Origin of the sequence: Actinoplanes sp. NPDC048796, assembly GCF_040650035.1 — a bacterium.
Classification (GTDB): domain Bacteria; phylum Actinomycetota; class Actinomycetes; order Mycobacteriales; family Micromonosporaceae; genus Actinoplanes.
The window spans coordinates 405091-425348 of sequence record NZ_JBEZGO010000003.1; the positions used below are offsets into that span (position 1 = coordinate 405091).

Sequence of the window (20258 nt, forward strand, 5' to 3'; positions counted from 1 at the left end):
CGGGCTGGTATGGGCCCTGAAAGCCTACTCAGCCGCGATCAGACGTTCCGCTCATATACCATCCGCAGCCCGATCAGCGTGATCATCGGCTCATAGGCGGTGATCGTCCGGCACTCGTCCTTGACCAGCCCGGCCAGGCCACCGGTGGCGATGACGGCGGAGACCGGGCCGATCTCCTCGATCATCTTGGACACGATGCCGTCGACCTGACCGGCGAAGCCGAAGTACATGCCGGACTGAAGACACTCGACCGTGTTCTTGCCGATCACCGACTTGGGCCGGGCCGGCTCGACCTTGCGCAGCTGGGCGGCGCGGGCGGCCAGGGCGTCGAAGGAGATCTCGATGCCGGGGGCGAAGGCGCCGCCCAGGAACTCGCCCTTGGCGCTGATCACGTCGAAGTTGGTGGTGGTGCCGAAGTCGACCACGATCGACGGCCCGCCGTACAGGGCGTGGGCGGCCAGCGTGTTCACCACCCGGTCGGCGCCGACCTCCTTGGGGTTGTCGATGGCGAGCTGGACGCCGGTCTTCACCCCCGGCTCGACGATGACGTTGGGCAGGTCGCCGTAGTAGCGGGCGAGCATCGTGCGCAGGCTGCGCAGGGCGGCCGGCACGGTCGAGCAGGCCGCCACCCCGGTGATCTCCACGGCGTCGCCGGCGAGCAGCCCGCGGAACATCAGGCCGAGCTCGTCCGCCGTGGAGCGGGCATCGGTCTTGATCCGCCAGTTGTGCACGAGCTTGTCGCCGTCGAAGGTCGCCAGCACCGTGTTCGTATTACCGATGTCAATGCAGAGCAGCACGGTGCGGTCCCTTCCGGATACGGCTGTGGACATTCATGGTCGCAGGTCCAGGGCGATGTCGAGGATGGGCGAGGAGTGGGTCAGCCCGCCCACCGACAGGTAGTCGACGCCGGTGGCCGCGTACGCCTCGGCGGTCTGCAGCGTCAGGTTGCCGGTGGCCTCGAGCTCGGCCCGGTCACCGACCGCTTCGACAACCGATCGCAGCAGCTCAGGTGTCATGTTGTCGCAGAGCAGGAAGGTGGCGCCGGCCTCGACCGCCTCACGAGCCTCGGCCAGGGTGGTGACCTCGACCTGGACCGCGACGTCGGGGAACTTCGCCCGGACCGCGTTGTAGGCGGCGGTGATGCTGCCGGCGGCGAGCTTGTGGTTGTCCTTGATCATGGCGACGTCGTACAGGCCCATGCGCTTGTTGGTGCCCCCACCGGCCCGTACGGCGTACTTCTCCAGAGCTCGCAGCCCCGGGGTGGTCTTGCGGGTGTCGAGGACGGTGGCTTTGGTGCCCTCGAGGAGGTCGGCCCAGCGGCGGGTGTGGGTGGCCACGCCGGACATGCGGCTGATCAGGTTGAGCGCGGTGCGCTCGGCGGTCAGCAGCGACCGGGTGGGACCGGTGATCACGGCCAGGACGTCGCCGCGGGTGACCCGGGCGCCCTCCTCGACGCGCTGGTCGAAGGTGGCCGTGCCGCCGGAGGTGACGGCGAAGACCTGGGCCGCCACCGGCAGGCCGGCCACCACGCCGTCGGCCCGGGCGACCAGCTCGGCCGTGTCCACCTGACCGCCGGGGATGGTGGCCTCGCTGGTCACGTCGCGCGGCGGGTCACCGAGGTCCTCGGCCAGCGCGGTGTAGACGACCCGCTCCACCTCGGCCAGATCGAGCCCGGTCATGCCATCTCCTCGAAGGTCTGTGAAAGCTGAGCCTTGCGGTCGAGAGTGTGCAGGAGGTGGCCGCGCCATTCGTCCGCAGCTCCCGGGAAGTCCTCACGCCAGTGGCAGCCGCGCGTCTCGCGGCGGGTGCGGGCGGCCGCGACCAGCACCGTGGCCACGGTCAGCAGGTTCGTCGACTCCCAGGCCGCGTTGTGCGGGGTGGCGCGCTGCTCGGCCAGCCGGGACAGCTCCTTGGCGGTGACCGTCAGCGAGTCGGCCGAGCGCAGGACGCCGGCGCCACGGGTCATCGAGCGCTGGAGCTCGGAGCGGATCGCCGGGTCGGCCACCCAGCCGGCGGCGGCCGGGGTGGTGACCGGGTCGGCCTGCTCGGGCAGGTCGCGGGCGATGTCGTCGGCGATCCGGCGGGCGAAGACCAGGCCCTCCAGCAGCGAGTTGCTGGCCAGGCGGTTGGCGCCGTGCACGCCGGTGCAGGCGACCTCGCCGCAGGCGTAGAGGCCCGGGATGCTCGTGCGGCCCGCGAGGTCGGTCCGGACGCCGCCGGAGGCGTAGTGGGCGGCCGGGGCGACCGGGATCAGCTCGGTCGCCGGGTCGACGCCGGCGGCGCGGGTCGAGGCCACGATGGTCGGGAAGCGCTGCTCCAGGAAGTCGTTGCCGAGGTGGCGGGCGTCCAGGTAGACGTGGTCGGCGCCGGTGGCGCGCAGCACCCGGTGGATGCCCTTGGCCACCACGTCGCGCGGGGCCAGCTCGGCCAGCTCGTGCTGGCCGACCATGAAGCGCTTGCCGGACTCGTCGACCAGGTGGGCGCCCTCGCCGCGCAGCGCCTCGGAGATCAGCGGGCGCTGCACCGAGCTGAGGCCGGCGGTGACGAACGAGGTCGGGTGGAACTGGACGAACTCGACGTCGGTGACCACCGCGCCCGCGCGCAGGGCCAGGGCCACCCCGTCGCCGGTGGAGACCGACGGGTTGGTGGTGGACGAGTAGATCTGGCCCATGCCGCCGGTGGCGAGCACGACCGCGCGGGCCAGGATCGCGCCCACGCCGTCCTCGCTGCCCTCGCCGAGCACGTGCAGGGTGATGCCGCAGGCGCGGCCGTCGGCGGCGCGCAGCAGGTCGAGGACGAGCGCGTGTTCGACCAGGCGGATCCACGGGTCGCGGTGGACGGCCTCGTGCAGCGCCCGCTGCACCTCGGCCCCGGTGGCGTCGCCGCCGGCGTGCACGATCCGGTCGGCGCGGTGGCCGCCCTCGCGGGTCAGCATGAGCGAGCCGTCGGCGTTGCGGTCGAAGGCGGCGCCCAGGCGCATCAGCTCGCGGACCCGGACCGGGCCCTCCTCGACCAGCACCCGCACGGCGGCCGGGTCGCACAGGCCGACGCCGGCGATCTCGGTGTCGTTGGCGTGGGCGGCCGGGGTGTCGAGCGGGTCGAGGACCGCGGCGATGCCGCCCTGGGCCCAGCGGGTGGAGCCGTCATCGATGTTGACCTTGGTGACGACGGTGACGTGCAGGCCCTGCTCGCGCAGGTGGAGGGCGGCGGTCAGGCCGGCGACGCCGGAGCCGACGACCAGCACGTCGGTGGTCTCGCTCCATCCTGGGTCGGCGGCGGCGAGCCGGCGCGGCAGCTCCGGGAGGTCCGCGAGAGGTGACATCTGCTCAGTACACCCCGCCGGTACGACAGTTTCGCGGCGGGGGCGGCATCAGTGGCAACGGTTACTTGTACTGGATCGGCAGGCTCTTGACGCCCTTGCCGCGCAGCGACGTGGTGAGCTCGGATCCCTCGAGCCACAGGTAGCACCGCACGCCGCGGTCGCCGAGGGCCCAGACGTCGGCGCCGCCGGGGAGCGAGACCACGCCCGTACGATATTGCAGGTCCTTGTCGTTGGGCACGCCGGCGTAATCGGCGATGGTCTGCCGGCAGCCCTCGTGGAACCGGGCCCAGCTCCGGGTGTCCTTGGGGTACTCGAGATCCTTGGCGATCCACAGGCCGGCGAACTCGCCGTTGTGCTTGGCCGTGCAGTCCACGCCGGGCATGGTGGCGATCGCGCCGTCGCCGTCGAGCTGGATGGCGTAACAGCCGAGCAGCAGGCTGGAGGTGCCGTCGGCGAGCTCGTCGCGCAGGCTGGTGTCGCGCTGCACGAGGCTGCCGTCGTCCTCGACCGAGCTGAGCTCGAGCACCTCGCAGCGGTACCAGCGGGCGCCGCCGGACCAGGCGGCGGCGGTGGGGCGGGTGACGCCGATCCAGAGGCGGGCGCTGCGCCACGGCCCGCCGACGTAGGTGGTCGTCTTCTGGTCGCAGACCTGATAGGCGGTACGGGCTCCGGCCGAGCCGTCGGCCGGCGGCTCGTCGGCGTCGGCGGCCGGCGACTCGTAGGTGCCCACGTAGACGGTCTCGGTGCGGTGCCGCAGCGAGCAGTCGATCTCCTCGTACGTGCTGCGGGCACCGACCGCGCTGAAGTTGGCGCCGTGGCAGGCGCCCGCGGTGGGCTCGAAGCCGGTGGCCGGCGCCATCGCGCCCCAGCCGTTGGTGAGGTCGCCGTCGACGCCGCTGGGACGTCCGCAGCCGGCGGTCAGCAGGATGACGACAGCGGCGAGCCCGATGCCCAGCCGGTGCCGCATCTACCTCCGCCTTCCGCACGCCTCCCCATGCCCGGACCGATCATATGGTGATCAACCGGGCATGGGAGGCGTTTCAGGCGAGGAGCGTGAGGTCCCCTCGTACGAGATCGTCGGCCATCCCGGGTACCGCCTCGGCCGGGTCGGCGCCCAGCTCGATGATCTTGTTGTCGGCGTCGACGTGCACCACGCGGGGCTGGTAGACACGGGCCTCGGCGTCGTCCATCTGACCGTACGAAATCAGGATCACCAGGTCGCCGGGGTGGACCAGGTGGGCCGCGGCGCCGTTGATGCCGATCACGCCGCTGCCGCGCTCACCCGGGATGACGTACGTCTCGAGGCGGGCCCCGTTGGTGACGTCGACGATCGCCACCTGCTCGCCGGGAAGCAGATCGGCCGCCTCGAGCAGGTCGAGGTCGATGGTCACCGAGCCGACGTAGTGCAGGTCGGCCTGGGTCACCGTGGCCCGGTGGATCTTGGACTTGAGCATGGTGCGGTACATCAGGCGGCCCTTCCCAGGGTCAGCGGAACGTTGTCGATCAGGCGGGTGGCGCCGACCCGCGCGGCCACGAGCAGCCGGGCCGGGCCGTCGGCGGGCGCGTCGCCCAGGTCCGCGCCGGTCAGGGACAGGTAGTCGACCCGTACACCCGGCTCGTCCTCGAGGATCTTGGTGGCGGCGGCGAGCGCGGACTCGGCGTCGGTGTGCGCGGCACCCTCGCGCAGCGCCTGGGAGAGCGCGAGCGCGGCCCGGCGCTCGGCGGCCGAGAGGTAGCGGTTACGGCTCGACATGGCCAGGCCGTCCGGCTCGCGCACGGTCGGCACGCCGACGATCTCGACACTCAGCTCGAGGTCGCCGACCATCCGGCGGATCAGCGCGAGCTGCTGGAAGTCCTTCTCGCCGAAGAAGGCCACGTCGGCCCGGGTGAGCATGAGCAGCTTCTGGACCACGGTGAGCATGCCGGAGAAGTGCCCGGGCCGGCTGGCGCCCTCGAGGATCTCGCCGAGCGGCCCGGCGTTCATGGTGATCGACGGCGCGCCGCCCGGGTACATCTCGTCCCGGCTCGGCGCGAAGACCAGGTCGACGCCCTCGGCCCGGCAGGCCTCGACGTCGGCTTCCAGCGTCCGCGGGTACTTGTCGAAGTCCTCGTTCGGCCCGAATTGCAGCGGGTTCACGAAGATGGTGACGATCACGAACTTCGCGCGCTTCCGCGCCTCGCGCATGAGCTGCCGGTGTCCCTCGTGCAGCGCGCCCATGGTCATCACGACCGCGACCTCGCCGTTGGCGTGCGAGACGTCCTCGGCCAGCTCGGCCCGGGTGTGGATCACGTAGGTCATGCGGGACTCCCCACTCGAACGCGAGACAGAACATCCAGGAGCGACGCGGCGTCCTGGGGCCTCAGGCGGCCGGCCGCGATGGCTCGGTCGGCGGTCCTCCGGGCCAGGGCCAGGTACGCGGGTACGGCCTCCGCCGGCAGCCGATCGAGGTGCTTGCCCACGGTCCCGGCGTCACCCCGCGAGACCGGCCCGGTGAGGGCGGCGTCGCCGAGGAGCAGGGCGTTGTCGAGGGCCGCGTGCAGCAGCGGCGAGAGGATCCGGCCGGGGTGCTCGACGCCGGCCGCCCGGAGCACGTCGGAGGCCTCGTTGACCAGCGTGACCAGGTGGTTGGCGCCGTGCGCGAGGGCCGCGTGGTAGACCGGGCGGGCATCCTCGGCGATCCACTCCGGCGCGCCGCCCAGATCGGCCACGAGCCGGGTCGCGAACGCCCGGTCGGCCGTGGTGACACCCCAGGCGATGCCCGGAAGCCGGTCGAGGTCGGAATCGGCGCCGGTGAAGGTCATCGCCGGGTGCAGGGCCATGCCCTGTACATCGCCCAGAACGGCGACGCCATGAGCGCCCGAGGTGTGCGCCACGATCTGGCCGGGGCGCAGGGCGCCGGTCGCGGCCAGGCCGGAGACGACACCGGACAGGGCGTCGTCGGGGACGGCGAGCAGGAGAAGGTCGTCGGCGGCGCGGGCGACCTCGTCGGCCGGAAGGATCGCGGCGCTCGGCAGAAGGCGGGCGGCTCGCTCCCGGGAGGCGGCCGAGACGGCCGCGGCGGCTACGACGTGATGTCCGGCGGCGAGGAGCGCGGCGCCGAGGACGGCACCGACCCGTCCCGCGCCGACCACGCCGACGGTCAATCGATGTTTATTCATATTCGTAAGATCCAGTCCACTCGTGCGGGTACCGGTCGTGGCGCCAGTATGCGCCGCCGTAACACGCGCGTGACAAGACCATGTGAAGAACACCATCGGCCGCCCTACGCTGGCCCTCATGACCGGGTGGCGGGAGGCGATGACGGCCGGCCTCTATGGGCCGGGCGGGTTCTTCGTACGGGGTGACGACGGGCCGGCCGGCCACTTCCGGACGAGCGTGCACGCCTCGCCGCTGTTCGCGGGTGCGCTGCTGCGGCTGGTCGAGCGGGCCGACGAGGCGCTGGGAAGGCCGAAGGCGCTCGACCTGGTCGACGTGGGCGCCGGGCGCGGTGAGCTGCTGGCCACGCTGGCGGCGATGCTCCCGGCGGAGCTGTCCCGCCGCGTGCGGCTGACCGGGGTGGAAGTGGCCCCTCGGCCCTCCGGGCTGCCGGAGCGGATCGCCTGGCGGCGGGACGTGCCGGACGGGATCGTGGGGCTGCTGATCGCGACCGAGTGGCTGGACAACGTGCCGCTCGACGTGGCCGACCTCGACGACGCGGGGCGCCTGCGCAAGGTGCTGGTCGATCCGGCGACCGGGAACGAGTCGCTGGGTGGGGCGGTCGACGCGGCCGACCTGTTCTGGCTGCGGCGCTGGTGGCCGGGCCGGGGGCGGGCCGAGATCGGCTGGACCCGGGACGCGGCGTGGGCCTCGGCGGTCGAACGGGTACGCGGCGGGTGGGCGCTCGCCGTGGATTACGGGCACCTGCGCGACGAGCGGCCGGCGTTCGGGACGCTGACCGGGTTCCGCGCCGGGCGGCAGGTGACGCCCGTACCGGACGGGTCCTGCGACGTCACGGCGCACGTGGCGATGGACGCCGTGGCGTGGGCGGCCGGGACGCCGTACACAATGATCCGCCAGCGTGAGGCGCTGAAAGCGCTGGGAATCGACGGCGGACGACCATCGATGGACCTTGCCCGCACCGACCCGGCGGCCTACGTCCGCGGTCTCGCCGCCGCCGGAGCCGCGGCCGAGCTGATCGAGCCGGCGGGGCTCGGGGGGCACTGGTGGCTGCTGCACAGCGTCGGGGCTCGAGCGCGTGGGAGCATGCTGTTGTGACCGATGCGCTGCGCGAGATGACCGTAGGGACCGGGGCCGGCCTCGAGACCGCCGACATGGTGCTCAACATCGGGCCGCAGCATCCCTCGACCCACGGCGTGCTGCGGCTCAAGCTCACCCTCGACGGTGAGCGCGTGGTCTCCTGCGAGCCGATCGTCGGATACATGCACCGCGGCGCCGAGAAGCTGTTCGAGGTGCGCGACTACCGGCAGATCCTCGTGCTGGCCAACCGGCACGACTGGCTGTCGGCGTTCTCCAACGAGCTCGGCGTCGCCCTCGCCGTCGAACGGCTCATGGGCATCGAGGTGCCCGAGCGCGCGACCTGGCTGCGGATGGCGCTGGCCGAGCTCAACCGGGTGCTCAACCACCTCATGTTCCTCGGCTCCTACCCGCTGGAGATCGGCGCCATCACGCCGATGTTCTACGCGTTCCGCGAGCGCGAAACGCTCCAGGCGGTGATGGAGGAGGTCTCCGGCGGCCGCATGCACTACATGTTCAACCGGGTCGGCGGCCTCAAGGAGGAGGTGCCGGCGGGCTGGACCGGGCGGGCCCGCGAGGCGATCGGCACGGTCCGCAAGCGCATGCCCGACCTGGACAACATCATCCGGCGCAACGACATCTTCCTGGCCCGCACGGTCGGCGTGGGAGTCCTCAGCGCCGAGCAGGCGGCCGCGTACGGCGCGTCCGGGCCGGTGGCACGGGCCAGCGGACTCGACCTCGACCTGCGGCGCGACGAGCCGTACCTGGCCTACGACCAGCTCGAGGTCCCGGTCGTCACGCGCACGGCCGGCGACTGCCACTCGCGCTTCGAGGTGCTGCTCGAGCAGGTGTACGTGTCACTCGACCTGGCCGAGGAGTGCCTGGACCGGGTCGACCGGATCGCCGGCCCGGTCAACGTGCGGCTGCCGAAGGTGGTCAAGGCGCCGGAGGGGCACACGTACGCGTGGACCGAGAACCCGCTCGGCATCAACGGCTACTACCTGGTGTCCCACGGCGAGAAGACCCCGTGGCGGATGAAGCTGCGCACGGCCTCCTACGCGAACGTGCAGGCGCTGGCCACGCTGATCCCGGGCTGCCTGGTGCCCGACCTGATCGCCATCCTCGGTTCGATGTTCTTCGTGGTCGGGGACATCGACAAATAACCGCTCAGTAGCGCGGGCCGTGATCCTCGTCGCCGCCGGCCGGGTACGAGGCGAAGTCGGCGAGGGTGCCGACGTTGGTGTCGTTGGCGGACGGGCGATGGCGCTTGGCCTTGTAGGCGGGGTCGCTGGGGGCCTCGTCGTAGCCAGCGTCGAGCCCGTAGTCGGTGGGCTGGCCGTAGGTGGCGGGCTGCCCGTAGGTGGCCGGTTGCCCGTAGGTGCCGGAGGTGCCGTACTCGCCGCTGTGGTCGTAGTCGGCGGACTCGTCGTAGTCGGCCGGGCGGCCGTACTCGGTGGGCCGGCCGTAACCGGTCGCCTCCGGGTAGTCGTCGTAGTAGCCCTGCTCGCCCTGGTAGCCGTAGCCGTCGGGGGCGGCGAACTCGTCGTGCGACGACGGCGCGCCGTAGGTGGCGCCCACGGCCTGCGAGCCGTAGACCGCGGGGGCCGGGGGTTCCGGGGTGTCGAGGTAGCCGTTGCTGGCGCCGAAGTCGTCCTCGAGGAACTCGGGCGCCGCCGAGCCGCCGTACTGCGTACCCCGCGCTGGTGGAGCCGGTACCGAGGCCGCTCCGCGCTGACGCGGCAGCGGGCCACTGCCGGGAACTTGGGCCGCGCCGGCCATCGGAGCCCCGCCGGGTACCTGGGCCATGCCGGACGGGCCCTGAGCCCCACCGGGAACTTGGGCCATACCGGGAACCTGGGCCGCGCCGGCTGGAACTGAGGCCGCGCCCACCGGAACCGAGGCGGCACCCGCCGGAACCGAGGCGGCGCCTGCGGGAACCGAGGCGGCACCCGTCGGAACCGAAGCCGCGCCCATCGGGACGGAGGCCGCGCCCATCGGGACGGAGGCCGCGCCCATCGGGACGGAGGCCGCGCCGGACGGGACCTGAGCGGAGGCGGCGGGGACCCGCACGGCGGCGGCGGCCGGGGCCGGCATCGGACGGGCGGCGGGCGCCGGGGCCGGTTTGCGGCCACCAGTGCTCATGCCGGGGCCCGTGCGGGCCGGCGGCCGCACCGCGCCGGACGCGGCCGCGACACCCGCGCGGCCGGGCGCGGGTGGGGGCGCGGGCGCCATCGCGTCGCCGTGGTCCTCGGCGAAGAAGGGCGAGTCGTCGTACGGAGAGGTGTCGAAGGACGGCGCCTCATAAGGCGACTCGTCGTAGGCCGCCTTCTCGTAGGCCGGCTTCTCATAGGCCGGCTCGTCGTAGGCCGTCTCGTCGTAGGACGGCTCGTCATAGGCCGGCTCGGGCATCGGGGGTGGCGCGGCGTGTACCGGGGCGGCGGGCCGGCTGAACTCGGCTCGTAGATCGCGGCGGAGGACTGCCACCTCCTCGGCGACCCGGTCCTCGACGTGGGCGCGCTGGAGCACCGTGTCGCCGCGGATCAGCACCGAGGCGCCGATCAGGGCGACGCTGGCCGCGATGAGCAGCACGGCGAAGCGCACCGAGCCCGAGTTGTCGCCGAGTAGCACGACCACCGCGGCCAGCGGGGCGAGCAGAACGCCCGCCCAGACAAGGCCGCGGAGAAGGCGCGCGCTGTGACCCGCGACAGGTTCCTCTTCCGGCATGGGCGCCGATATTACCCAGGGTGGGCGGGAGGGCAAATGTGGAGCGCCGGGCTTCAGATGGCTGAAACCCGGCGCTCACCTTCGCAACACTGCGCGAACAGTGGAAACCGTCAGCCCGCAGCCAGCGACCCGTCGGAGCTGAAGACCAGGCCCACGCTGATCTGACCCTGCTTGAGCGCGCTCTTGGTGAGCGGGCCGCCCGCGTCCAGGCTGGAGAACTTGCCGGCCTGGAAGTTGTACACCTCGGACAGGCCGAGCTGGCACTTGGGACGCTGCGGGCACTCGGCCGGGCCGCCGAGCACGGTGGCCGCGCCCGAGCACTTGGCGGCCAGGTCGGACAGCGTCTTGAGGCCGTTCTTGTCGGCGAACGCGGTGGTCACGGCGAACGCGTTCTGGTCCTGCGCGGCGGCGGGCTTGCCGAAGACGAGGCCCACCTTCTCGCCGAGCGCGGTCAGGTTCTTCACCGTGGTGTCGAGGTCGTTGGAGGACGGGTCGGCGCCGTTCTTGTCGACCTTGCCCTGCAGGAAGGTGGCCAGGGTGGCCGCGTACTCCGGCACGACCGCGACGCTGCCCTTCTCGAGCGCCGGCTCGTAGAGCTCACGGTTGCCGATCTGCTGGACGGTGACCGTGTAGCCGGCCGCGGTCAGGGCCAGGCCGTAGATCTCACCGAGGGTGGCGCTCTCGGTGAAGTTGCCGGCGCCGACGGTGATCTTGCCGCCGGGGCCCTTGGCCAGGCCGGCCGCGATGTTGTTGGCCGTCATGAATTCCTGGGCCGCCGCCTTGGACGACTTGCGGTCGATGTCGACCGCCTTGTTCAGCGCGATGAGCTTGGTCGTGTCGAGCGCGGCCGAGACCTTGTCGAGGGCCGCGATCAGCTGGGGCGACGACGCCTTCTTGTTGATCGCGGGGATCACGTTGTCAGTGTTCTGAAGCTTCTTGTCGTCCTCGAGGACGACAAGCGCGTCACCGGCCACGGGTGCGCACCCGGCGCCCGCGGCGGCGGACGGCGGCGCCTCGGTGCCGGAGGAGCCCGCGTCGCCGCACGCGGCGAGCGAGACGACGGCCACGGTTGCCGCGGCGGCCGCCAAGAAGATGTTTCGACGCATACTGCCGCCTTCTGTGTCCCGGCGCGGCCAGGTGGCCGCGCCGCGTGTCCGGACGGGCAGCCGCTGTGCGTTGCCCGTTTCTCTGCCTAGAAAGGTCTACCCGCTGGGTGTGACAACTTTCGGCAAAGTTGCGGGTCCGTTACCCGGCCGGGTCGGTCGCGGCCACCTTCCGCCGGCGTACGGACCTCAGTGGACGGGGCGTGACCAGGCGTTCCACGAGGGCGAAGATCCCTTCGACGAGAAGTGCGAGGACCACCACAGCTATGCCGCCGGCCACAATTTGACCCCCGCCGACGCTGATGCCGAGCCCGAATCCGGCCGTGATGATCTGCCCGAGCCCACCGCCGTTGACAAATGTTGCGAGCGTGGCCGTGGCCACCACCTGCACCGCGGCCGTCCGCAGGCCGGCGGCCAGGTACGGGACCGAGAGCGGGAGCTCCACCCGGCGCAACAATTGGCCGCCGGAGAGTCCCATTCCCCTGGCCGCGTCCTTGGTCTCCGGGTCGACCGCCTGCAGACCGGTGTAGGCGTTGGCCAGCAGCGGCGGCACCGCGAACACGGCCAGCGCGACGATGACCGGCAGCTTGCCGAAGCCGAGCGCGGTCAGCGGCAGGATCGTGAGCAGGGCGAGCGTGGGGATGGCCCGGGTCAGGTTGGCCACCGTGATCACCAGGCCGCCGCCCCGGCCCCGGTGGCCCAGCCAGATGCCGAGCGGCAGGGCGACCACGCAGCCGATGAGGACGGCCCAGAAGCTGATGACCAGATGCTCCTGAAGCCGATCGAGCAGACCACCGGGGTTGGTCCAGTTGAGCGGGTCGTTCAGCCAGGTGATGCCGTCCGAGAAGTAGCTCACGAGGCCCTCCGGCGGCTCCACGGCGTCAGCAGGCGGCCGAAGCCGGCCAGCGCCAGGTCGAGGACCAGGGCCAGAGCGACGCACAGCACCGTGCCGGTCAGGATCTCGGCCTTGTAGAAGTTGTTGGCGAAGCCGCCCAGGATCAGATCGCCGAGGCCGCCGTTGCCGATGATCGAGCCGATGGTGACCAACGCCACCGTCGAGACGGTGGCCAGCCGCAGGCCGGTGACGATGCCGGGCAGCGCCAGCGGCAGCTCGACCCGCCAGAGCCGGCCGTAGCGGCCGTACCCCATGCCGGCCGCCGCGTCCCTGACCTCGTCGGGCACCTGGGTGAGGCCGGTCAGCGCGTTGCGGATCACGATGAGCAGCGCGTACAGCACCAGCGCGATCAGCACGGGCACCCGGCTGGTCGCGCCGAGCAGCGGAGCGAGCAGGGCCAGCAACGCCAGCGACGGAATCGTGTAGAGGACGCCCGACAGTGCGAGAATCGGCCCGGTCAGCGGTTTGATCCAGTACGCCAGGACGGCGAGCGGGAGCGCCACCAGCAGGGCGATGATCACAGTCTCGATCGTGATGCCGACGTGAAATCCTAGTTTGTCGAGGATGATGTCGGAGTTGTCTTGGACGTACTGCCAGGAGAACCACGGATTCCCCGGCCCGTCGTCGGCGGGTGCGGCCAGCGGCGGGGCGCCCGCCGGGGCCCACGACAGGAAGGACATACGTGGACGCTACCGCGATCACCGAGGGCGGACCCGGCCGGAGCGCTGCCTCGATCACACTCCAGGACGTCGGCAAGACCTACCCGGACGGCACGGTGGCGGTCGGCGACTTCAGCCTCGAGGTCCGCGCCGGTGAGCTGACCGTGCTGATCGGCCCCTCGGGATGCGGCAAGTCGACGATCCTTCGCATGATCAACCGGCTCATCGAGCCGACCAAGGGCACGATCCTGCTCGACGGGCAGAACATCCACGATCGCAACCCGGTCGAGCTGCGCCGCCACATCGGCTACGTGATTCAGAACGTCGGACTCTTCCCGCACCAGAGGATCGGCGCCAACATCGGCACCGTGCCCAAGCTGCTCGGCTGGGACCGGGCCCGGGTCAAGGCCCGCGCCGACGAACTGCTGGACCTGGTCGGCCTCGACCCCGCGAAATACCGCGACCGCTACCCCCACGAGCTCTCCGGCGGCCAGCGTCAGCGGGTGGGCGTGGCCCGCGCGCTCGCCGCCGACCCGCTGGTGCTGCTGATGGACGAGCCGTTCTCGGCGGTCGACCCGATCGCCCGCGGCCGGCTTCAGGAGGAGTTCCTCAAGCTTCAGGCCGAGGTCCGCAAGACGATCGTCATGGTCACCCACGACATCGACGAGGCGGTGCGGCTCGGGGACCGGATCGCGGTGCTGGCCGAGGGTGGCAAGCTTCAGCAGTTCGCCCCGCCGGCCGAGCTGCTGAGCCGGCCGAGCTCGGCCGCGGTGGCCAGCTTCGTCGGCGCCGACCGGGGCATCCGCCGGCTGGCGGTCACCCCGGTGCGCGACGCGCTGCAACCGGCCGACGGCCTGCAGGCCGGTGACCGGCCCACCGTGGACATCACCGGCACGCTGCACGACGCGCTGGCGGCGATGCTCACGGTGGACGCGGTCGAGGTGGTGGTGGTCGAGGACGGCCGGCCCGTCGGCACGGTCTCCCGGTCCGCCATCTTCGACACCCCGGCCTCGGTCTGATCCAGATCTAGCGCGTGCCCCGGTACCCGCCGAGGGTGGCCAGGCCGATGATCCAGCCCACGAACAGGCCGTACGAGGCGCCGTTGCCCGCGGCCCGGAAGGCGTTGATCAGCGACGGGTTGGCCAGGAACAGGGTGGTGAACAGGGCGGCGAACCCGCCCGCGAAGATGTACGCCGACCAGCCGGAGAAGAACTGGCTGATCGTGCCGCGGGCCCGGGCCAGCTGCGAGCCGGGCAGCAGGTAGAGGAAGAGCGCGGTCAGGACGACCAGCAGGATCGCCTTGAGGTCGGTGACGATGATGTCGCGCAGCGAGTCGCTGGTGTCGAACGACCAGCGCGGCCAGGCCAGCAGGTTGAGGAACCAGCCGCCGGCGGTTTCGGGGTCGGCGTTCTTGCTCGCCCAGTCGGCGTACCAGGGGCTGCCGAAGACGAGCACGAGTATGAGCGCGGCAAGGGTGCCCGCACCAGGCACAGACTTGTATCGGTTACCGAGAGCCATGCGCGGCTAATTCCCAGCGCGGCTCCCGTTTCAAACGATGCTGATGAATGCGCTGGTCAGTGGTCCTTTTGGAGATAATCGATGAAGGCGGCGCGCAGCAAGGGCTCCTGCTCTCCGTACGCGATGTGGCCCTCGAACTCGCGCCAGAGCGCGACCGCCTCGTCGATGATCGGGCCGATCGAGTTGGGCGCGCCGTCCAGCTCGGCCGCCTCGTCGGCGTCCGGCAGGTTCCGGAAGACCGTCCAGAAGAACTTGATGTCGTGCCGCTCCCGGGCCAGGGCGAAGGCGCGCTCGCGCAGCTCCTCGGTGGGCAGGGCGTCCAGCTCGGCGAAGCTTCCAGAGGTCATGCAGGCAAGCATAAAGCGATCAACGACTGGTCCCCCACGGACCCGCGTCCCAGCGGTCGGTGCGGCCGGTCGAGGTCGTCGTCGTCGACCAGGTCTCCGGCAGGTCGGGCGACCAGTTGGCGCCGGTGGCGGCGGGCGCCGCGTTCCAGTCCGGCTCCCCGGCGGCCGGCAGGGGCTTGCCGTACGTCTCCACGAGCCGGGTGACGATCAGCCCGCCGCCGAAGACGGCGGCCGCGATCGCGAACAGCGCGATGTCGAATTTCTCGCGGGTCTGGTAGTCGAGGAACAGCGTCAGCGCGCTGACCGCGAACAGGGTCCCGAAAATCCCACCCCGGCGGCCGTACGCGCTGGTACCGGCGAGCATGGCCAGCCCGAGCGCGATGCCGGTCCACTCCAAGCCCGTGCCGGGCACGATCGGGGTGCTGGACTGGGCGGCGAACAGCACGCCGGTCACCACCGCGAAGGCCGAGGAGAGCACGAGCGTCCCGATCACCGGCACGGCGACGACCGCGCCCCGGCGGGTGGCCGGGTCACCGGCCGGTCGCAGCCGGCCCAGCCAGCGGCGCACCGGGCCGACCGTGCCGAGGGCGCCGCCGAGCACGGCCAGCAGCGCGAACCCGCCGAACAGGAAGAAGGCCTGGTCGGTCGGGTCGTAGTCGCCCTGCACCACGACCGGCGCGATCCGCAGCTGGTCGTAGACGATCACGCCGAAGCCGGCGGCGAGGGTGGCCGCCCAGCCGGGCACGTGCAGAACGAGGATCAGCAGGCCGATCACCGCGGCGCCCGCGGCGGCGATGATCAGCGCCGGCACGACCGACTTGACCAGGCCCTGGTCGCCCTGCTCGGCGTACTGAAGGGCGCCCGCCAGGGCGATCGGGCCGAGCGCCAGGTTGGGCACGCCGGCCCGCAGGGTCAGTCCGGCGCCGAGGGTGAGCAGGCCGATGGCCGCGCCGGTGACGAGAAGGTTGTCGAGGCCGGGGCGTTGCAGGGCGTCCGAGTCGGCCCGCCAGAGCATGTAGCCGATCGCCACGGCGGCGACCAGCAGCACGACCTCCCAGCCGAGGTGGATGCCGAGCCGGTCCCGCCCGTCCTCGTCGGCGTCGACCCGGCGCATGACGTCGGTCGTCGTGCTGTCGCCCGGATCGTCCAGTTGCTCGGCGCGGCGGCGCTGCTCGGCCGCGGCCAGCGTGTTCGCGCGGTACGCGGCGGGGTCGGTCGGCTGCTCCTCGGCCGGCCGGCGGTAGGTCGCCTCGTCGTACGCCATAGCCGTGCCTCCCTCCTGTGCGTCCCCGCGCGTCGGCACGCCGAGATCCGCCGGGTCGCAAGCCCCCGCGCCCAGAGCATACGGATAGAGGTCGGTCTCAGTTCAAGGCCGAAAACACCGGCTTTTCCTGCGATATCAGCGCAGGTCGGAATCTTCCTCGTCCTTGGAGTCGGGACGCTCCGGGACGCGGCACGCCCGCTCCAGCCAGAGAGCCGCGCCGATCAGTGCGAGGGCACCGACGACGCCGCCGACGGCCTTGGGAAGGTCGTCGTGCGCGGCCTGGGTCGGCTCCATCGCGAGCCAGGCCAGCAGGCCCGCCGAGAACCCGGCCGAGATCGCACCGACCAGCGAGGACGCCTTGGCAAGAGCGACATATCGCGCGACCGCCAGCGGGTCGACCGGCATGGTGCCCGGCTTACGCTGGATGCGGGCGCTCGTGTTCTGCGCGAGCAGGCCCTCGGCCACCGCGAGCACGGCCAGCACGATCACCGGCGACCAGGGCAGCTCGGGCAGGGAGGAATAGGAGAAGCTGAGCAGCAGCCAGCCCACGGCGGCCGAGGCCAGCCCGGCCACGATCAGCACCGAGATGCTGGTCGGGCGCATCGACGGGTCCGACTTGGGCGCCTGCGGGTTGCTGCTCACGCGTCCGACTCTAGTGGGAGGTCGGGCCTCGGGGTCAGCCCGGCGAGGTCGCCCGCGAGGGTGGGGTCGTTCAGCAGATCGGTGAGCCGGCCGTGCCCGGGCAGCCGCCCGTACGGTTCGATGTCGATCCACGGGCGCAGCACGAACGCCCGCAGGTGGGCCCGCGGGTGCGGCAGCGTCAGCTCGGGGTCGTCGCTGGTCACCGGCTGATCGTCGGCGTCCCAGACGGCGATGACGTCGACGTCGAGGGTGCGCGGCCCGAATCGGCGCTCCGGGTCACGGACCCGCCCGGCGGCGGCCTCGGCGGCCCGGGCGCGCTGGAGCCAGTCGTGCGGCGCGGCCTTCGGGTCGACGGCCAGGACCACCGCGTTGAGGTACGGGGGCTGGTCGGCGTCGCCCCACGGCGGCGTCTCGTAGACACCGGACATCGTCACGACGCTGGCGCCGAGGATGCGTACGGCCTGTTGAAGATGTCTTTGCCGGTCGCCGAGGTTGCTGCCCAGCGACAGGACGGCACGCGTCACGACCGGCTCCGGCGCAGGGTGACCGCGACGTCCGCGAACTCGAGGGGAATCGGCGCCTGGGGCTTGTGGACGGTGACCTCGGCCGTGGCGACCCGCCGATCCTCGAGGCAGGCGGTGACCAGCCGGTCGGCCAGCGTCTCGATCAGGTTGACCGGCTCGCCGCCGACGATCGCGGCCAGGCGCTCGGCCAGCTCGCCGTAGTGCACCGTGTCGGTCACGTCGTCGCTGGCCGCGGCCGGGCGCAGATCGAGGTCGAGCCGTACGTCGATCACGAAGTCCTGGCCCTGCTCGCGCTCGAAGTCGAACACGCCGTGCCGGCCTCGCACGCGCAGCCCACTGAGCGAGATCCGCCCCTGCTCCTCGTTCATGATCTCTAGCTTGCCGTACGCAGGCGGGGAGCACCGGTGGCGCGCCAGACCGCGAGCGCGTCGGCCGTGGATCGCACGTCGTGCACGCGGACTCCCCAGGCTCCGGCCGCGACCGCCAGCAGAGAGGTGGCGAGCGTGGCCGCCTCGCGCTCCTCGACCGGTCGCGGCGTGCCGTCCGGGCCGGCCAGCAGGCGGCCGAGATAGGTCTTGCGGCTGGCCGCGAACAGCACCGGGAAGCCGAGGCCGACGAGGACGTCGAGGTGGGCGCTGAGGGCCCAGTTGTGCTCGGCCGTCTTGGCGAAGCCGAGACCGGGGTCGAGAATGATCTGTCCGGGCGCGACTCCCGCGGCGAGCGCTTCGTCCACGCGCTGGAGCAGTTCGTCGCGTACCTCGGCCACCACGTCGGAATAGACGGCCAATTCATTCATGTGCCGCGAGTGTCCACGCCAGTGCATCAAGATCAACGGACAGCCGGCCTCGGCCGCCACCCGGGTCATCCCCGGGTCGGCGAGCCCGCCCGACACATCGTTGATCACCGTGGCGCCGGCCTCGAGCGCGGCCGCCGCCACCGCCGCCCGCGTGGTGTCGACGCTGATCAGCACCCCCGCCGCGGCCAACTGCTCGATCACCGGGACCACCCGCGCGATCTCGGTCGACGCGTCCACCCGCTCCGCGCCCGGGCGTGTCGACTCGCCGCCGATGTCCACGATGTCCGCGCCGGCTTTCCGGAGATCCAACCCGTGCGCAACTGCGAACTCCTCGTCCGTGTATTTCCCACCGTCCGAGAACGAGTCCGGCGTGACGTTGAGGACCCCCATCACGACCGGGTGATCCACATGCATCAGGCGGTGGCCCGCGACCTGCGATTCCGTCGGCTGAGTCGTCACAGGACGAGGGTACGGCGAGCACTCTTGTCGCACGTGCGTACGATGGACCGTGACTCATTTTCACGCACGCCATCACCTTGCGTAACGTTTCAGACGCTTGTAGCCAAGAAGTGCGAGCCGTACTCTTCGGATCTGGGCATCATTGAACCAACCGGAGAGAGCAGACGAGCATGGCACTGCCCGAACGGCTCACTCGACGCGCAGGGTGGGGAAGTAGCACGATATGGGCGTTGCCGTGAGGCTTCACAACTGCAGCGTGTCCGGAACCCCCTAGCCGGGCACGGGGAGGTTTACCGATGATCGCCACTGAGCTCGCCACGCAGGCCGCGGCCTTGCTCCATCAGGCCACACTCGCCGCGCCCGAACCCAAGGGCATCGACACCAATGGCGTCGTCAAGTTCTTCGCCAGCAACATCGCGCCGATCCTGCTCGCGGTGCTCGGCGTGATCTTCATTGGACGCGCCAGCCGGGGTGAGATCTCCAAGGTGCTGACGAGCTCGGCCATCGCCATCGTCGGCCTGGCCTTCATCGCCGGCGCGGCCACCCTGTTCTTCGTCGGCGACTTCCTCATCGATCTGATCTTCAGCTGAGATGCGGCTTCGCACCGACGACGACATCTACCGGGCGCGCCTGCTCTACCTCGGCCCCCCGGGATACACCCTGCCCGTCCACCTGCCCTACGCCCAGTACGGCATGTTCGTGGCGCTGGTGCCCCTGTTCATGCTCTTGCACTATCTGATGACGTTCAAGTTCGACGCCTTCCCCGCCTGGGAGATCGCGCTGGCGATGGTCACCACGTCGTACGTGTTCCGGCACGTCGACCCCGACCGTCCGGCTCGAGTCGTCATCCGCACCGCGCTCACCGACTGGCGCCGCACCCGCGAGCCGGCCGACGAGCGGCGCGATCCGCGTCTTGTCGCCACTCGCATCCGGGTTCGGGAGGAGTTGGTATGACCAGTTCCATCGCCCTCTTCCACGGAGCAGGCGCATGACCGGACCGATTCCGCCCGGGCATCCCCGCGCGGCGGCCCAGCGGCCGGGCATGCAGAGTAACGGTGTGCGTTCGGACCACTACGCTTCGCCAGATTCCCCGGACGAGGGGGCGGAAGACCTCGTCGCCGCGCCGGGGCACGGCGGGGTGGGCGTCTTCCAGCCACCTCAGCCCGTACGGCCACGGGGCTCCGCCGTCGACACCACGCTCGACATCGATTCGCCGTTCCTCGACCTGTTCGGCGGGGTGGGCGCGCCGGCTCCCGCCCAGAGCACTCCGGCGAGTGAATCCCGCACGATTCCCGACGACGGGGCCGAGTTCGACTTCGGCTTCGACTTCGACGACCGGCCGGCCAACGGCTTCGGCCCACCCCCGGTCGCCGACCCCGAGCCGCCGCAGGCCGCCGCGCCCCCCGCGCCGCCGATTCCGTCGCGCCCGATCTCCTCGCCGCCGGTCTCATCTCCGCCGATCTCCTCGCCGCCGGTCTCATCTCCGCCCTTCTCCTCGCGGCCGGTTTCATCCCCGCCCGCCTCGTCGCGGCCGGTTTCATCCCCGCCCGAATCCTCGCGGCCGGTCTCGTCCCCGCCCGTCTCGTCGCGGCCGGTCTCGTCCCCGCCCGTCTCGTCGCGGCCGGTCTCGTCCCCGCCCGTCTCGTCGCGGCCGGTCTCGTCCCCGCCCGAAACCTCGCGGCCGGTTTCATCGCCGCCCGAATCGTCGCGGCCGGTCTCGTTCCCGCCGATCTCGCGGCCTCCCGCTTCGCGGCCGGTCTCCGCGCAGCCG

23 protein-coding genes are annotated in these 20258 nt (G+C 71.6%); 5 read left to right on the plus strand and 18 right to left on the minus strand.

Annotation, left to right across the window (positions count from 1 at the left end; all coding sequences use genetic code 11):
• Positions 1-38: 38 nt before the first annotated feature.
• From AB0C26_RS15630 to AB0C26_RS15660, 7 genes are all read right to left on the minus strand, one after another.
• Positions 39-797, minus strand: coding sequence for a type III pantothenate kinase (locus AB0C26_RS15630; RefSeq protein WP_360247226.1), 759 nt, complete (start codon positions 795-797; stop codon positions 39-41).
• A 33-nt stretch (positions 798-830) separates the two neighbouring features.
• On the minus strand, positions 831-1679 hold the full coding sequence (gene nadC / locus AB0C26_RS15635) for a carboxylating nicotinate-nucleotide diphosphorylase (protein WP_360247228.1): 849 nt from the start codon (positions 1677-1679) through the stop codon (positions 831-833).
• A complete protein-coding gene (locus AB0C26_RS15640) occupies positions 1676-3322 on the minus strand; it encodes an L-aspartate oxidase (protein WP_360247230.1) in 1647 nt (548 codons plus the stop codon). The genes nadC and AB0C26_RS15640 overlap by 4 nt, the downstream gene beginning before the upstream one ends.
• A 61-nt stretch (positions 3323-3383) precedes the next feature.
• Positions 3384-4289: a septum formation family protein gene (locus AB0C26_RS15645; protein WP_360247232.1), complete on the minus strand. Its 906-nt coding sequence runs from the start codon at positions 4287-4289 to the stop codon at positions 3384-3386.
• Positions 4290-4362: 73 nt separating this feature from the next.
• Positions 4363-4788: an aspartate 1-decarboxylase gene (panD, locus tag AB0C26_RS15650; RefSeq protein WP_360247234.1), complete on the minus strand. Its 426-nt coding sequence runs from the start codon at positions 4786-4788 to the stop codon at positions 4363-4365.
• Positions 4788-5621, minus strand: coding sequence for a pantoate--beta-alanine ligase (gene panC / locus AB0C26_RS15655; RefSeq protein WP_360247236.1), 834 nt, complete (start codon positions 5619-5621; stop codon positions 4788-4790). Before panC ends, panD begins: the two co-directional genes overlap by 1 nt.
• Entirely contained in the window at positions 5618-6481 is an 864-nt protein-coding gene (locus AB0C26_RS15660; RefSeq protein ID WP_360247238.1) for a Rossmann-like and DUF2520 domain-containing protein, read from the minus strand. Before AB0C26_RS15660 ends, panC begins: the two co-directional genes overlap by 4 nt.
• 118 nt (positions 6482-6599) lie before the next feature.
• Here AB0C26_RS15660 and AB0C26_RS15665 point away from each other — a divergent pair, with 118 nt between their 5' ends.
• Both AB0C26_RS15665 and AB0C26_RS15670 read left to right on the plus strand, forming a co-directional pair.
• Positions 6600-7577 (plus strand): SAM-dependent methyltransferase, encoded by a 978-nt coding sequence (locus AB0C26_RS15665; RefSeq protein WP_360247240.1) that lies wholly within the window; start codon positions 6600-6602, stop codon positions 7575-7577.
• Positions 7578-7594: 17 nt separating this feature from the next.
• Positions 7595-8719 (plus strand): NADH-quinone oxidoreductase subunit D, encoded by a 1125-nt coding sequence (locus AB0C26_RS15670; protein ID WP_360247242.1) that lies wholly within the window; start codon positions 7595-7597, stop codon positions 8717-8719.
• A 4-nt stretch (positions 8720-8723) separates the two neighbouring features.
• On the opposite strand, the gene AB0C26_RS15675 is transcribed toward AB0C26_RS15670, so the two are convergent.
• The 4 genes from AB0C26_RS15675 to AB0C26_RS15690 all read right to left on the minus strand — a co-directional run bounded on the left by AB0C26_RS15675 (position 8724) and on the right by AB0C26_RS15690 (position 12958).
• Entirely contained in the window at positions 8724-10280 is a 1557-nt protein-coding gene (locus AB0C26_RS15675) for a hypothetical protein (protein ID WP_360247244.1), read from the minus strand.
• A 110-nt stretch (positions 10281-10390) separates the two neighbouring features.
• On the minus strand, positions 10391-11386 hold the full coding sequence (locus AB0C26_RS15680) for a glycine betaine ABC transporter substrate-binding protein (RefSeq protein ID WP_360247246.1): 996 nt from the start codon (positions 11384-11386) through the stop codon (positions 10391-10393).
• A 139-nt stretch (positions 11387-11525) separates the two neighbouring features.
• Entirely contained in the window at positions 11526-12239 is a 714-nt protein-coding gene (locus AB0C26_RS15685; protein WP_360247248.1) for an ABC transporter permease, read from the minus strand.
• Positions 12236-12958 carry an ABC transporter permease subunit gene (locus AB0C26_RS15690; RefSeq protein WP_360247250.1) on the minus strand — a complete coding sequence of 241 codons (723 nt, stop codon included), beginning with the start codon at positions 12956-12958 and terminating at the stop codon, positions 12236-12238. Before AB0C26_RS15690 ends, AB0C26_RS15685 begins: the two co-directional genes overlap by 4 nt.
• Positions 12959-12960: 2 nt before the next feature.
• Between AB0C26_RS15690 and AB0C26_RS15695 the strand changes: the two genes are divergently transcribed.
• The gene (locus AB0C26_RS15695; protein ID WP_360247252.1) at positions 12961-13956 is read left to right on the plus strand and encodes an ATP-binding cassette domain-containing protein; all 996 of its coding nucleotides are present in this window, start codon (positions 12961-12963) and stop codon (positions 13954-13956) included.
• Positions 13957-13963: 7 nt separating this feature from the next.
• Here AB0C26_RS15695 and AB0C26_RS15700 read toward each other — a convergent pair whose 3' ends face one another.
• From AB0C26_RS15700 to folP, 7 genes are all read right to left on the minus strand, one after another.
• The gene (locus AB0C26_RS15700; RefSeq protein ID WP_360247254.1) at positions 13964-14455 is read right to left on the minus strand and encodes a hypothetical protein; all 492 of its coding nucleotides are present in this window, start codon (positions 14453-14455) and stop codon (positions 13964-13966) included.
• A 56-nt stretch (positions 14456-14511) separates the two neighbouring features.
• Positions 14512-14802: a hypothetical protein gene (locus AB0C26_RS15705; protein WP_360247256.1), complete on the minus strand. Its 291-nt coding sequence runs from the start codon at positions 14800-14802 to the stop codon at positions 14512-14514.
• Positions 14803-14821: 19 nt separating this feature from the next.
• Complete coding sequence (locus tag AB0C26_RS15710; RefSeq protein WP_360247258.1) at positions 14822-16066, minus strand: ABC transporter permease; 1245 nt, start codon at positions 16064-16066, stop codon at positions 14822-14824.
• 135 nt (positions 16067-16201) lie between these two features.
• Positions 16202-16669: a DUF3180 domain-containing protein gene (locus tag AB0C26_RS15715; RefSeq protein WP_360248255.1), complete on the minus strand. Its 468-nt coding sequence runs from the start codon at positions 16667-16669 to the stop codon at positions 16202-16204.
• A 35-nt stretch (positions 16670-16704) separates the two neighbouring features.
• Complete coding sequence (gene folK, locus AB0C26_RS15720) at positions 16705-17232, minus strand: 2-amino-4-hydroxy-6-hydroxymethyldihydropteridine diphosphokinase (protein ID WP_360247260.1); 528 nt, start codon at positions 17230-17232, stop codon at positions 16705-16707.
• Positions 17229-17600 (minus strand): dihydroneopterin aldolase, encoded by a 372-nt coding sequence (folB, locus tag AB0C26_RS15725; protein ID WP_360247262.1) that lies wholly within the window; start codon positions 17598-17600, stop codon positions 17229-17231. The genes folK and folB overlap by 4 nt, the downstream gene beginning before the upstream one ends.
• 5 nt (positions 17601-17605) lie before the next feature.
• The gene (gene folP / locus AB0C26_RS15730) at positions 17606-18442 is read right to left on the minus strand and encodes a dihydropteroate synthase (RefSeq protein ID WP_360248257.1); all 837 of its coding nucleotides are present in this window, start codon (positions 18440-18442) and stop codon (positions 17606-17608) included.
• Positions 18443-18783: 341 nt separating this feature from the next.
• On the opposite strand from folP, the gene AB0C26_RS15735 reads away from it, so the two are divergent.
• Together AB0C26_RS15735 and AB0C26_RS15740 are read left to right on the plus strand one after the other, a co-directional pair.
• Positions 18784-19077, plus strand: coding sequence for a hypothetical protein (locus AB0C26_RS15735; protein ID WP_097317555.1), 294 nt, complete (start codon positions 18784-18786; stop codon positions 19075-19077).
• 1 nt (position 19078) lies between these two features.
• The gene (locus tag AB0C26_RS15740) at positions 19079-19441 is read left to right on the plus strand and encodes a hypothetical protein (RefSeq protein ID WP_097317554.1); all 363 of its coding nucleotides are present in this window, start codon (positions 19079-19081) and stop codon (positions 19439-19441) included.
• The last annotated feature ends 817 nt before the right edge of the window (positions 19442-20258 follow it).

Excerpts from the sequence above, each read along its gene's own strand:
- AB0C26_RS15640 (WP_360247230.1), bottom strand. The coding sequence starts at position 3,322 with ATGTCACCTCTCGCGGACCTCCCGGAGCTGCCGCGCCGGCTCGCCGCC.
- panD (WP_360247234.1), bottom strand. The coding sequence starts at position 4,788 with ATGTACCGCACCATGCTCAAGTCCAAGATCCACCGGGCCACGGTGACC.
- AB0C26_RS15680 (WP_360247246.1), bottom strand. The coding sequence starts at position 11,386 with ATGCGTCGAAACATCTTCTTGGCGGCCGCCGCGGCAACCGTGGCCGTC.
- AB0C26_RS15710 (WP_360247258.1), bottom strand. The coding sequence starts at position 16,066 with ATGGCGTACGACGAGGCGACCTACCGCCGGCCGGCCGAGGAGCAGCCG.
- AB0C26_RS15700 (WP_360247254.1), bottom strand. The coding sequence starts at position 14,455 with ATGGCTCTCGGTAACCGATACAAGTCTGTGCCTGGTGCGGGCACCCTT.
- AB0C26_RS15675 (WP_360247244.1), bottom strand. The coding sequence starts at position 10,280 with ATGCCGGAAGAGGAACCTGTCGCGGGTCACAGCGCGCGCCTTCTCCGC.
- AB0C26_RS15705 (WP_360247256.1), bottom strand. The coding sequence starts at position 14,802 with ATGACCTCTGGAAGCTTCGCCGAGCTGGACGCCCTGCCCACCGAGGAG.
- folP (WP_360248257.1), bottom strand. The coding sequence starts at position 18,442 with ATGCATGTGGATCACCCGGTCGTGATGGGGGTCCTCAACGTCACGCCG.
- nadC (WP_360247228.1), bottom strand. The coding sequence starts at position 1,679 with ATGACCGGGCTCGATCTGGCCGAGGTGGAGCGGGTCGTCTACACCGCG.
- AB0C26_RS15735 (WP_097317555.1), top strand. The coding sequence starts at position 18,784 with ATGATCGCCACTGAGCTCGCCACGCAGGCCGCGGCCTTGCTCCATCAG.
- AB0C26_RS15660 (WP_360247238.1), bottom strand. The coding sequence starts at position 6,481 with ATGAATAAACATCGATTGACCGTCGGCGTGGTCGGCGCGGGACGGGTC.
- folB (WP_360247262.1), bottom strand. The coding sequence starts at position 17,600 with ATGAACGAGGAGCAGGGGCGGATCTCGCTCAGTGGGCTGCGCGTGCGA.
- AB0C26_RS15665 (WP_360247240.1), top strand. The coding sequence starts at position 6,600 with ATGACCGGGTGGCGGGAGGCGATGACGGCCGGCCTCTATGGGCCGGGC.
- AB0C26_RS15715 (WP_360248255.1), bottom strand. The coding sequence starts at position 16,669 with ATGCGCCCGACCAGCATCTCGGTGCTGATCGTGGCCGGGCTGGCCTCG.
- AB0C26_RS15670 (WP_360247242.1), top strand. The coding sequence starts at position 7,595 with ATGACCGTAGGGACCGGGGCCGGCCTCGAGACCGCCGACATGGTGCTC.
- AB0C26_RS15740 (WP_097317554.1), top strand. The coding sequence starts at position 19,079 with ATGCGGCTTCGCACCGACGACGACATCTACCGGGCGCGCCTGCTCTAC.
- AB0C26_RS15645 (WP_360247232.1), bottom strand. The coding sequence starts at position 4,289 with ATGCGGCACCGGCTGGGCATCGGGCTCGCCGCTGTCGTCATCCTGCTG.
- AB0C26_RS15690 (WP_360247250.1), bottom strand. The coding sequence starts at position 12,958 with ATGTCCTTCCTGTCGTGGGCCCCGGCGGGCGCCCCGCCGCTGGCCGCA.
- panC (WP_360247236.1), bottom strand. The coding sequence starts at position 5,621 with ATGACCTACGTGATCCACACCCGGGCCGAGCTGGCCGAGGACGTCTCG.